Annotated in this window: 12 protein-coding genes and 3 pseudogenes; 11 read left to right on the forward strand and 4 right to left on the reverse strand. The window is 61.8% G+C overall.

What is annotated here, in order from left to right; genetic code table 11:
- The 5 genes from BG842_RS21195 to BG842_RS21215 all read left to right on the forward strand — a co-directional run.
- The coding region (locus BG842_RS21195; protein WP_394327492.1) for a Cdc6/Cdc18 family protein at nt 1–647 on the forward strand (647 nt) is incomplete at its 5' end.
- A gap of 186 nt (nt 648–833) precedes the next feature.
- The gene (locus BG842_RS21200; RefSeq protein ID WP_069452349.1) at nt 834–1,280 is read left to right on the forward strand and encodes a universal stress protein; all 447 of its coding nucleotides are present in this window, start codon (nt 834–836) and stop codon (nt 1,278–1,280) included.
- 128 nt (nt 1,281–1,408) lie between these two features.
- Nucleotides 1,409–2,863, forward strand: a complete 1,455-nt coding sequence (locus tag BG842_RS21205) for an MDR family MFS transporter (protein ID WP_069452350.1) — start codon at nt 1,409–1,411, stop codon at nt 2,861–2,863.
- 62 nt (nt 2,864–2,925) lie between these two features.
- Nucleotides 2,926–3,393, forward strand: coding sequence for a MaoC family dehydratase (locus tag BG842_RS21210; protein WP_069452351.1), 468 nt, complete (start codon nt 2,926–2,928; stop codon nt 3,391–3,393).
- Between the two features lie 58 nt (nt 3,394–3,451).
- The gene (locus BG842_RS21215) at nt 3,452–4,792 is read left to right on the forward strand and encodes a serpin family protein (protein ID WP_069452352.1); all 1,341 of its coding nucleotides are present in this window, start codon (nt 3,452–3,454) and stop codon (nt 4,790–4,792) included.
- A gap of 87 nt (nt 4,793–4,879) precedes the next feature.
- Here BG842_RS21215 and BG842_RS21220 read toward each other — a convergent pair whose 3' ends face one another.
- The gene (locus BG842_RS21220) at nt 4,880–5,362 is read right to left on the reverse strand and encodes a hypothetical protein (protein WP_069452353.1); all 483 of its coding nucleotides are present in this window, start codon (nt 5,360–5,362) and stop codon (nt 4,880–4,882) included.
- 308 nt (nt 5,363–5,670) lie between these two features.
- Between BG842_RS21220 and BG842_RS32830 the strand changes: the two are divergent.
- Nucleotides 5,671–6,119: pseudogene (locus BG842_RS32830) on the forward strand (DUF4112 domain-containing protein).
- A 171-nt stretch (nt 6,120–6,290) separates the two neighbouring features.
- Nucleotides 6,291–7,184: a hypothetical protein gene (locus BG842_RS21230; RefSeq protein WP_069452354.1), complete on the forward strand. Its 894-nt coding sequence runs from the start codon at nt 6,291–6,293 to the stop codon at nt 7,182–7,184.
- A 12-nt stretch (nt 7,185–7,196) separates the two neighbouring features.
- Here the strand turns inward: BG842_RS21230 and BG842_RS21235 are convergent, their stop codons facing one another.
- Together BG842_RS21235 and BG842_RS21240 are read right to left on the reverse strand one after the other, a co-directional pair.
- Nucleotides 7,197–7,781 carry a cysteine hydrolase family protein gene (locus tag BG842_RS21235; RefSeq protein WP_069452355.1) on the reverse strand — a complete coding sequence of 195 codons (585 nt, stop codon included), beginning with the start codon at nt 7,779–7,781 and terminating at the stop codon, nt 7,197–7,199.
- A 64-nt stretch (nt 7,782–7,845) separates the two neighbouring features.
- Nucleotides 7,846–8,733 (reverse strand): SDR family oxidoreductase, encoded by an 888-nt coding sequence (locus tag BG842_RS21240; RefSeq protein ID WP_069452356.1) that lies wholly within the window; start codon nt 8,731–8,733, stop codon nt 7,846–7,848.
- A gap of 186 nt (nt 8,734–8,919) precedes the next feature.
- Here BG842_RS21240 and BG842_RS32110 point away from each other — a divergent pair, with 186 nt between their 5' ends.
- From BG842_RS32110 to BG842_RS21250, 3 genes and pseudogenes are all read left to right on the forward strand, one after another.
- A complete protein-coding gene (locus tag BG842_RS32110) occupies nt 8,920–9,213 on the forward strand; it encodes a hypothetical protein (protein WP_254663367.1) in 294 nt (97 codons plus the stop codon).
- A pseudogene (locus tag BG842_RS32115) lies at nt 9,174–9,587 on the forward strand (CHRD domain-containing protein); the annotation flags it as partial. The gene BG842_RS32110 and the pseudogene BG842_RS32115, both read left to right, overlap by 40 nt.
- Nucleotides 9,588–9,746: 159 nt before the next feature.
- Nucleotides 9,747–10,535: a hypothetical protein gene (locus BG842_RS21250; protein WP_254663368.1), complete on the forward strand. Its 789-nt coding sequence runs from the start codon at nt 9,747–9,749 to the stop codon at nt 10,533–10,535.
- Here the strand turns inward: BG842_RS21250 and BG842_RS21255 are convergent.
- A pseudogene (locus tag BG842_RS21255) lies at nt 10,418–10,782 on the reverse strand (Rid family detoxifying hydrolase); the annotation flags it as partial. The gene BG842_RS21250 and the pseudogene BG842_RS21255 sit on opposite strands and share 118 nt — an antisense overlap.
- A gap of 597 nt (nt 10,783–11,379) precedes the next feature.
- Between BG842_RS21255 and BG842_RS21260 the strand changes: the two are divergent.
- On the forward strand, nt 11,380–11,677 hold a 298-nt coding region (locus BG842_RS21260), incomplete at its 3' end, for a nucleotidyltransferase family protein (protein ID WP_139136225.1).

Below are 11,677 nucleotides of genomic sequence, written 5' to 3' on the forward strand. Positions count from 1 at the left end.
AGTACCGCGACCGGCTCAACGAGCGGGTCAAGAGCAGCCTTCGGGAGGAGGAGTTCGTGTTCCAGCCGTACGACGCGAACCAACTGCGGGATATCATGGAACACCGGCGCGACGCGTTCAAGGAAGGGGTCCTGACTGGCGACGTCATTCCGCTGACCGCCGCGTTCGCCGCACAGGAACACGGTGACGCGCGAAAGGCAATCGAAATCCTCCGCCACGCCGGGGAGCTCGCGGAACGGCAAGGCGACGAACTCGTCACCGAGGAACACATCCGCGACGCACAGGAGTGGGCCGAGGTGGACCGCTTCGAGGAACTGCTCCGGGGGTCGACGACGCAGGTGAAGTTCATCCTCTACGCGCTCGCACTCCGGACGAAGGAAAACCGCGGCTCGGAGTTCTCGACGAGCGAAATTTTCACCCGCTATCAGCAGATCTGCAAGCAACTGGATGCGAACGTGCTGAGCGAACACCGCGTCTACGAACTCCTCAAGGAACAGGCGTTCCTCGGCGTCGTGGAATCGACGCGAACCGGCGGCGGCCGCGGACAGGGGAGCTACCTCGAACATCGACTCGTGCAGGACACCGATATCGTGTTGAAATCCGTGCTCCGTGATAGCCGATTCGACAGCATCGACATCGACGAGTAATCTGTTTTGTGTCACCACCAAACGCGCGTCTGACACCCCTCGTCCAGAGTGTAATGTCGCTCGCGTGGGCCATTTACCGTTGGTTCCGTAGTTTCTTCTGTCTGCTTCTGTTTCTTCTGTTACCACTCTCCGTTGCTCTTCGGGCAAGCAGTACCACTATCCCGTTCGCCCTCGTTGGGCGAACCGATGTACGACGCGATTCTCGTTCCGACGGATGGCAGCGGCGGTGAACAGCAGTTCGTCGAGGAAGCGATTTCGCTCGCCGAACTCACGGACGCAACGGTTCACGTCCTTCACGTCGTGGATTCAGGACTTGGCGATTCGCTCTCCGAATCGACACAATCCATGGTTCACGACGACCTCAAAACGACGGGCGAAACGGCCGTGTCCTCGATCGAAGGAACGGCGGAGCGTGCCGGTCTCGAAACGCGGACCGCCATCGTGAACGGCGACCCGGCAGAAGAAATCGTGAACTACGCCGAGGAGAACGACATCGACGCCATCGTGATGGGCACCCACGCCAATACGGGCGTCAGCCACCTCCTGCTCGGGAGCGTCACCGAGCGAGTCATTCGATTGACGACGGTTCCGGTGCTGGCGGTCAACCTGACGGAACACCACAAACAAGGGTGACTCCTGACCGACGCCGTGGTCTGAATCCTGACTGACGCTGCGGTCGGAAACGATTTCCCCACGAGGCCGTGTGGAAGCCATGGAAAGCCGTGGGGCGGCTATTTGCCCGTCGCCCTCGAAGGAGTTCTATGACCAACCGACGGCTTGCGACGCTGGGCGTCCTGCTCGGTATCTTCCTCGCGGCCATCGACGGAACCATCGTGAGCACGGCGATGCCGACGGTCGTGCAATCGCTGGGAGGACTCGAACTGTACGCGTGGGCCTTCGCGGCCTACATGCTGTTCGCGGCGGTTTCGATGCCCCTATACGGCCGCCTCGCCGACATCTACGGCCGGAAACGGCTGTTCTTCGTCGGTGCCGCCATCTTTGTCGCCGGGAGCGCGCTGTGCGGTGCGGCGGGGAGCATGCCACAATTGGTCGCGTTCCGATCGCTCCAGGGAGTCGGAGCGGGCGCGATGTTCGCCATCCCGTACACCATCCTCGGGGTGGTGTACCCGCCCGAGGAGCGGGGTCGAGCTATCGGTCTCGGGAGCACCGTCTGGGGGATTTCGAGCGTCGTCGGCCCGCTTCTCGGCTTTGTCATCGTTGAAACGGTCGGCTGGCGGGGAGTGTTTTACCTCAGCGTTCCGGTCGGGTTGGTGGCCGTGGTCCTCGTGGCCATCTCGCTCGACGAATCGACCGGCAGCGCCGACCGCGATGTCGACTTCCTCGGCGCGGCCGTGCTGTCGGTCGCCGTCGGGGCGCTCCTCGTCGGGCTCCAACTCCTCGAAACGACGAGTTCGTGGGCGCTCCCGCTCATCGCGGCCGGAATCGTCGGCCTCGGCGTGTTCTACGCCGTCGAGCGGCGCGCGACCCAGCCCATCGTCCCGCTGTCGATGTTCGACGACACGGTGTTCATCACGACGAACGTGACCGGATTCCTCACGAGTTTCGTGCTCTTCGCGGCGATTACGTACGTGCCGCTCTACCTGCAAAGCGTCCGTGGCGGTGCGGGAAGTGCGGCGCTGGCGGTCTTTCCGATCTCCATCGGCTGGTCGGGGACGAGCTTTCTCTCGGGCCGGTCGGTAAATCGGGTCGGCGAACAGCGACTCGCCACCGTCGGAACCGTCCTCCTCGTCCTGAGTTTCGGCGCGGCGACGGTCCTCTGGACGGCAGATACGGCCCTCCCGCTCGTCATCGGCAACGTGTTCGTGATGGGCGTCGGCATGGGAATGGTCACGCCGCCGCTGTTGACGGCGATTCAGAACCACTTCGGGACGGCACAGATGGGCGTCGTCACCTCCTCCCAACAGTTCTTTCGCAACCTCGGCGGGACGATGGGCGTCGCGCTCCTCGGTTTCGCCCTGAATCTCGTCATCCGAAACCAACTGACGACGATTTCCGGCGTCTCGAACCTCGGTCAGCTCCAACAGCGGTTACTCGGGTCTCCCACGCCGCCCGCCGGGTTAGCGACGATTCTGACGGACGGACTGACGACCGTGTTCGCACTGTCGGTCGTCGTGTCCGTTCTCGCGGTCGGGTTCGCCTACTACATCCCGCGTGAACGCGGCGAGTCGTCAGCCTCGGCGACGAGCGGCGACTGAGGATTACCCCCTCGATTTCCCCAGCCCTCGGCTATTTGTTTCGGCTCCGCCAATCCACCCGCATGAGCAAACCGGATTTCGAAGATCTCGTCGTTGGCGACCGCGAATCGTTCGGCAGTTACACCGTCACCGAGGAGGAAATCCTCTCGTTCGCGGAGCAGTACGACCCACAGGAGTTCCACGTCGATTTGGACGCCGCGGCCGAATCGATGTTCGGCGAACTCGTCGCCAGCGGGTGGCACAGCACCGCCATCTCCATGCGAATCCTCGTGGACAACTTCTTCGAGAACAGCGGCAGTTTAGGCTCGCCCGGCGTCGAATCCGTCACGTGGCCCGCTCCCGTCAAACCGGGCGAAACCCTCTCGCTCACGCTCGAAGTCACCGACAAACGCCCGCTCGAAAGCGACCCGAACCGCGGCCTCGTCACCTTCTACCTCGAAATGCAGAACGAGGCGGACGAGACGAAACTCACCATGGAGCCCAAGGTGTTCTTCGCTCGCCGCGGCGGGGACGAAGAGAATACTTCGTAACTACAATCGGTATTTGTGTTTTACTAACGTATTTGCTCGCGAAGGTGAAATGTAGAGTATGCCACCCACCCGTCGCCGCGTTCTCGCGCTCTCGAACGCGCTCGTCGCCGGAACCCTCCTTTCGGGTTGTCTCGCCCCCCTCTCGTCGAACAACACCGGAACGAACGTTCGGACGGTAACCGGAGCAGAGAAGTCGAATCCCGTTTCGACCGACGAGGCGGCGATTCGAACGCTCGCCCGCGGAAACTCGGAATTCGGTCTGACGCTGCTCTCCTCGCTCGCCGAAACCGACCCGAACGAAAACCAGTTTCTGTCCCCGTTCAGCGTGTCAGTGGCGTTGGCGATGACGTACGCCGGGGCACGCGGCGAGACGCGGGCGGCGATGGCCGACACCCTCCGGTTCCCCTTCGATGGTGAGTCGCTTCACGCCGCGTTCGGCGAGACGGACGAGCGACTTGAAACCGTGGACGAGCGGGCGAATGCCGACGCGAACCGAGGGACGCCGTTCCAGTTGACCACCGCGAACGCGATTTGGGGACAGGAAGACTATCCGTGGCGCGACGACTTCCTCACGACACTTCGAACGTACTACGACGCCGGTCTCAACGTCTGTGACTTCCACGAGAATGCCGACGAAGCCACGGAGACCATCAACGCGTGGGTCGCCGACCGAACGGCGGGAAAGATCACCGACCTGCTGGCGAAAAACACGCTCGATGCGCGGACGCGACTCGTCCTCACCAACGTCATCTACTTCCGGGCGACGTGGGCCAGCACGTTCTCGGAGGAGAACACGAAACGGCGGCCGTTCACCGCGCTCGACGGGACGACATCGCGGGTGCCGATGATGTCCCAATCCGACTCGTTCCCCTACGCCGCCGTGGACGGCCAGCAGCTGATAGAACTCCCCTACGTCGGCAACGAGGTCGGGATGGTCGTCATTCTGCCGAAAAACGGCACGTTCGAGGCGTTCACGTCGTCGCTCTCCGCCGACCGACTGGAGACGTTGCTGGGAGAGATGGAGCGAACGGACGGCTCGATTACGCTGCCGAAGTTCGCCCTCGAATCGTCGCTCGACCTCGGGACGACGCTCTCGGACCTCGGTATGTCCCGCGCGTTCTCCCTGAGTGCCGATTTCGGCGGAATGGCCGACATCGAGGAGACGGGCGAGAACCTCTCCATCGATAGCGTCCGTCAGAAGAGCGTTATCGAAGTGGATGAGGACGGAACCGAAGCGGCGGCCGCGACGGCCGTCGAAGTGGGTGTCACGTCGGCACCGCTGAATCCGTTCGAAATGACCGTCAATAGGCCGTTTCTGTTCCTTATTCGCCACAAACCGACAAATACGGTCCTCTTCCTCGGCCGCGTCGTCGACCCGGCCGCCGGTCGTTCCGACTGAGTTCGCGGTCTCGAGACCAAGTGACTGTTCCGCTGTCGTGCTGGAGTGACTTCTCCGCTGTCGTTACTGCTGTTCACCGTTCGCCGTTCAAGTGGCCTCTTTGCGCCGTATTCTCGTCATCAGTCGCTTCGCCGACTCCGCCACCGAGTCCCGCCGCTCGGGTTTGGTCCACGTGTATCGAACGCGGCCGTCCTCCAACTGTCGTTCGTCGCTCACCTGCCATCCTCGCCGTTCCAGCACTCGTTCGACCGTCACGTAGGGAAAGTACTCCTCGATGTACTCCGCGTTCGTCTCGTAGATGTTCGGCGCGTACAGTCTGGAAACCATGCCCTCCTTTTCCAAGCCCCACTTGAGGTGGTAGTACCAGTAGTTGAGGTACGACGGCAGGTCGAGTTTCGGCAGTTTCCCGTAGCGTAATACGCCCACCTGATTTTCCCTGGGGCCGTTCCACGACAGCGACGTGATGGCGTCGTACTCGTCCCCGTGACTCGGCGAATCGTTGAACGTCTCCAGCCACTGATGTTCTCCGCGCTCGGCCCTCGCGGTTTCCACGACGATTCTCCGCGACATGGACGACACTACGTCGTGCAAAACTATGATGATTGTGCACACACACCGTCGTCCGAGTCAGGTAAATACCGGTACGTCAGGGAACGCACCGGTATCGGAAGTCAGAGGCAAGTGACGGTAGCACGGGGAGCGGGTGTCCGCTCGCTTTCGTGACGACTGCACGTCGTTCCGATTCAATGGCCGTGAAACTACCGTCACGGGTCCCAAGTCCACCGAATCGTGCAAATGCTTTGTGGCGGAGACGACTCTCGAAACCTTCGCATCTCACCAGCCGTCGGGTTTATTGCGTCTCGGAAACAGGTGTGTCCATGAGCCGCAATTCGGATTTGAAAGACGAGTTCGACTTCGAGGGTGAACTCCCGCCGACCCTCGACCGCGCGGCGATCGACAGAATGCGGACGGTAGCGCGCGTCTTCGACGACTTTATGCGCGTTCCGGGGACCGATTTCCGCGTCGGTCTCGACCCCATCCTCGGCGCGCTTCCGGGGTCGGCGACGTCATCAGTGCTGGGTTGTCCTTGTACCTCGTCCTCGAAGCGGCCCGCTTGGGCGTCTCGTTCACCACTCTCTTGCGGATGATCGCGAACGTGAGCATCGACGTGGTTGGCGGGTCGATTCCGGTCGTCGGCGGCATCATCGACGCGGTGTGGAAGGCCAATAAACGCAACATCGAACTGGTATTGGAGGACCTCGCACACGACCCGCTGGATGATGACTTCGACACCGACCCCGAGGTCGTCGAGATAGAAATTGAGTAACCGCCACGAGTAATCTCCAGTCCGAAACGCGGCCGATAGTCTCTTCGTTTCCCTACGATATCCCGGACGAATGCGCCACCCATCCGTTTCGAAGGAGTTCCTCGCGGGCGCGTTCGAAGCCGTAAGTTTCTCTACGCGGAACTGCCATGCTCTGTTCGATTGGTCATCCCCATGTTCGAGACGACTATCGGTGTCCTCCACGAATCGCCGTTCGCAATCGTCCCGCTCGCCGTCGTTCTCTGGTTCGTCGTGCGGGGCGTCCGCCGGAGCGGCTTTCCCACTCGACTCACGCGATACGCCGTCGTCTTCGGCGCGCTTCCACCGTTCTGTCTCTTCGTCCTCGCGGAACTCCTCGGAAGCCAGTCGAGTCGTGACCTCGCACGCGCGCTCCTCGACGGCGAGATACGACTGCTCGTCGACACGCTCGGCCTTATCGACGCCGTAATCGCCGCGCTCCTCGAAGCGACCCTCCAGTTCGCTGCCGGTGTCCTCCCGAGCGACCGGCTCGGCGACATCGCGTCGTGGGACCCGTTCGCGGCCGTTTCCGCCCTCGGTTTTCTCGCGGCGGTGTTCGTCGTCCAGTTCGTCACGGGCGTCCTCGTGACGCGACTCGCGGGACGGGCGGCCGACGCGTCCGATACGAACGAGTGGCTGACCGTTGCCGGAGTGGTCCTGTTCGTCTCCGGGCTGTTGTGGACGCTCCTTCAACTCGACCCGCTCGAATTCGGACGCCTCGAACTCCAAACCGCGGTGCTGGCGTCCTCGATGGGCCTCACTACCGGCGTCGCCGTGTCGAACCTCGCCGTGGACCTGCCCGTGGACATCCCCGCGAACCTCCGCGCATGGCGGTCGAAAGCCGCGGAGGCGGACCCGACGGACGTCGGAACCTCCTCGTCCGAAGCCTCCACACGTGATACTCCCTTGTCTGAACCCCACACGTCCGGCACCTCTTCGTCCGAAACCGCTCCGTCGGAATCCCCGTCGAGCTTGGACCCCGGCGCTTCTCGGTACGCCGATTCGATTCGGCGGTTACGGGAGACGGTTCGATCGCTCCGGCGTCGATAGCCACCGGCGCGATTACGATGCCGTTCCTTCGTCGCTCACCGTTTCGGCTGCCGCGGTTTTCTTCCACTTCTCGATAAGGTCGTCCGCCGTCGTTATCTCCGCGTTGTACACGTCCGCGAGGTATTCGAGTCCTTCTGTGTGAGCCTCCTCGCTGAAGGCCTCGACGCAATCTCCCGGAATCACGATGTCGTAACCGCGGAAGAACGCCCCGGCCGAGGCGTGGCGAACGCACATGTTCGTATGTAGGCCGGTCAGGACCACTCGGTCCACGCCCAGACTCCGCAGGTGTTCGTCGAGCGCCGTCCCGTAGAACGCGTCGTAGGTCCGCTTCTCGAACACGTGGTCTCCCTCGTCGGGTTCGAGTTCGGGAATCACCGCCGCTCCTTCCGTCCCCTGCATGGCGTGTTCGCCCCACACGTCCAACTCGAAGTCCTCCGGTCGGTGGGCGTCGTTCGCGTAGATAACCGGAACGCCGTTCTCGCGCGCCGCGGCCGTGAGTCGGTCGAGCGGCGAAATGATTTGCTCCGCGCGCTCGGCGGCTATCTTCCCGGTCACGAAATCGTTCAGCATGTCGATGACTATCAGTGCGTCAGTCATTGTCTCCCCCTCTGAAGGGGGTTGGCGTCCGACGGACAAAACGGTTCCAGTCAGGTCGATTTTTCTACCGAGAATCGTCCGGCGAGATGCCGACCAATCCCGCGCTCACGTCCCACAACCGCCGTCGAACGTCGTCGTCGTGCGCCTCGTCGGAGGCGTCCGCGATTACCCCGTCGCTGACGTATTCGCCGGTCACATCGGCGAATTCGGGCGAAGTGGCCGCCTTGATGACGCTCTCCGCGCCCTCTTCGACGTTCTTGGTGAAGGGAAGCGGCAGGACCGAGAACAGCCCTAACAGCAATCGATTGCGAATCGAGGCCTCGCGGGTGAATCCCGTCCCCGGAACGAAACCGGGGTTGACCGCGGTCGCGGTCACACCAGTGCCGCGGAGTCGCTCGGCCAGTTCGCGGGTGAACAGGACGTTCGCCAGCTTCGACTGGCTGTAGGCCTCCATGCCGTCGTAGTCGCGCTCGTGCCCCAAATCGCCGAAATCGATGGTACCTCGCTCGTGCAACTCGGAGGTCACGGTGACGACCCGAGCGGGCGCGCTTTCGACCAGCGTATCGACCAGCAGGTGGGTGAGCAGGAACGGCGCGAGGTGGTTGACGGCGAACGTGGCTTCGATGCCGTCCTCGGTTTCGGACCGCCGGTGGCGGAACGTTCCCGCGTTGTTCACCAGTACGTCGAGCCGGTCGTGTCGGTCCCGAAACGCAACCGCGAGGTTGCGGACGCTCTCTCGGGACGCGAAGTCGGCGATGTACAGTTCGGCCCATCCGTCGCCGTTCCGCGCTTCGATTTCGCGCACGACGCGCCGCCCGCGTTTCCGGTTGCGTCCCACGATTGCGACCGAGGCACCGCGGTCCGCGAGCGCGAGCGCCGTTTCCCGACCAATGCCGCTGGTACCGCCGGTAATCAGGGCGACTTGACCGCCGAGGTTCGAATCCGAGGACATCTGTACCCACTCTTCGAAGCGGAGGAAAGTGTGCGTATCGACGTGTTGTCGGACTGCTGTATCAGAATATCTCTCTGTTACGGGCGAAACACTGTTTGTTCCATTCCATCTCTTTAATACATCAATATTTTACAGGTGGCAACAATGACTTAGTAGCTTCGAATCGACTCAATAATCGGTCCCACCATGCCAGATACCGACAAACGAGAGACGCTGAAACTGCTGAGCCTCGGAGCCGTCGCCCTCAGCGGCGTCGGCGCTGGAGTAGTCGCCGGAAACGATGACACCGATTCGGACTCGAATTCGGGTTCGGACGCTGAACAGCAACCGCCGACCGAACTGTTCAGCACGGGGGTACTAACTGGGGAGAATGAAGTTCCCCGAACGAGAGCGACGGACGGGGGGTCGCCGTCTTCCAGTGGACGACCGACGGCGACCTCGAATACGGACTCCTCGCGTTCGGACTCGACGCGCCGGTGACCAAGGCGCACATCCACACGGGCGAGTCGGGCGAAAACGGCCCACACGTGGTCAATCTCATCGACGGCAGTGGCACGGAAGAGCAGTACCTCTTCGGCACCAGCGTGGTCGCTACCGGGACGATTTCCGACGACGATTTGGTCGGTCCCTACGAGGGGTCCTCGCTCGACGACCTCGCTACCGAGATGACGGCCGGGAAGACCTACGTCAACGTTCACTCGAAAGCGTATCCCGACGGCGAGATCCGTGACCAAATCTATCCCGTCGGGGCGGTCGACGTCGGGTTCGAGACGACCATCGACGCGGGTAGCGACGAGGAAGCGAGCGCACTGCCGTCGCTCGACGTGAACATCTCGGGAACCGAGTGCCGATAACGCCGCCGAGGTGACACCGACGTTTCCCGTAATCCCCTTTTTCTACAGGCGGAGCAGGCCGAGTGCCTCGGGGCTTGACCCCGAGGCGGTTCACTCGCACGGGCGAACCGAACAGCGGGTGAGCTCAAGGATTAACAACCCTCCTCGTCGTACGATTTCGTGGTGCTCTCTTCGATAAAGACGGTCTTCTGGAACGCGACGGACCGACGGCTTCGACTCCCGTGGCGGTTCGTCGTCGCCGGAATCGTGCTCGGAATCGTCTCGCTCGTGGTGGCGTTTTCGCTTCGACCGGTGTGGGTGTCCGCGTTCGTCGGGTTCCAATTCGCGTCGTTCGGGCGTCTCGGCACCCTGTTGTTTCAGACGTCGCTCGAACTCGTCGTCGTGGTTCTGTTCACGTACCTCGTCGGTCGGTTCATCGACCGCCGTCGATTCGCCGACTTCGGCTTTCACCTGTCGGGGACGTGGTGGCTCGATTTCGGGTTTGGCCTCGCCCTCGGTGCGACGCTCATGACCGCGATATTCCTGACTGAACTCGCGCTTGGGTGGGTGCGCGTCACCGGCTTCTTTCGAACGGTGTCCGGCTTGTCGTTCGTCACCGTCTTTCTCACCTCCGTTCTCGTCTTCGTCGTCGTCGGCGTCAGCGAGGAGTTGCTGATGCGTGGCTACCTCCTGACGAATCTCGCTGAAGGCTTTCGATGCCGACCCGGAGGGTCCGCACCAGTGCTTCGCCGGACTCGGGGTCCGGTTTTGGAACGTCCACCAGTTGCGGACCCGACTCGCCGCGGCGGACTGCAACCGCTTTCACGCCGTCACTCCTCCCCGCGGGCGCTCGCGACGACCTCGATTTCGACGCCGATGTCGATGGGCAAGTCCTCGACCTGCACGGCGCTCCGGGCGGGATACGGCGCGGAAAAGTGTTCCGCGTACACCTCGTTTATCTCGTCGTAGTCGTCCATGTCTTAACGAACACGGTCGCCTTCACCACGTCGTCCAGCGAGCGACCTGCCGCCGCGAGAACGGCGTCGATGTTTTCGAGCGTCCGGGTCGTCTGCTCGCTGATGGTATCGCCGACGATATCACCGGACGCCGGGTCTACAGGTCCCTGTCCGGAGACGTAAATCCGGTCGCCGTCACGGACTGCTTGCGAGAACGGGCCGATGCTCGGCGGTGCGGCGTCCGTGCTTATCTCCTCCATTCAGTTCACCACCGAAAGGACCGCCGCCGGTTTCGTGCTGGCTTTGGGGCTGGTGTTAGTGTCGACTATCCGTACGACTCCGCGAATCATGCTAATCGTCATCACCCTGTATGGTTCTAGCGCTGAACTATAAAACCCCCTGGACGAGAAAAATTCGACTGGCAAACCAGTCGGTCATCACTGATAATGTTATAATATTCCCTTAAAAGCGTGCCGGCTGTCCACCGAAGGTATTTGCGAATCTGCGGTCGGCACCGCTCCGAACCGTGTGAAGAGTATATCGCGATATCGGTAGGACTGAGAGACCTCGAAGGGGTTACAGACGATGGACGGTCAACCGAAATCGAGACAAAGGTGGCTTAACAGGAGTAGCAAGCGCCTATCGTGAATGAATCCAATAGGAGATGAACGCGGTATATCGAGGCTGGACGAGTGACTCGATTCGGGACGATAAGCCAATGTCCATCGGCTTGAATTTGGTTCTGACGGCGATTATCTTCCGACGTCGTTTCAAGAACTTTGCGAACGAGCGACGGAACCAACCAGTCAGGTTGTCAATGAAAAGAGATATACTGTCCGGTCGGCGTGTTACTGACGATGAAAGCGGTCGTTCTCGCTGCTGGAGAAGGGTCCCGGCTTCAACCCCTTACAAATCGTCGTCCGAAACCGATGCTCCCGGTCGGCAACAAGCCGCTCCTGGAGTCGGTCATCGAATCCATCGCCGCGGCGGGTGTGGACGAAATCGTCCTCGTCGTTGGCTATCACCGTGAACGGATTCAGACGTACTTCGGCGACGGTCGCCGGTGGAACGTCGATATCACGTACGCGGTACAGGAAAAACAGTTGGGTACCGGGCATGCGCTCTTGCAGGCCGAACCGTACATCGGGTCGGACT

This window comes from Haladaptatus sp. W1 (genome assembly GCF_001723155.1).
Lineage (GTDB): Archaea > Halobacteriota > Halobacteria > Halobacteriales > Haladaptataceae > Haladaptatus > Haladaptatus paucihalophilus.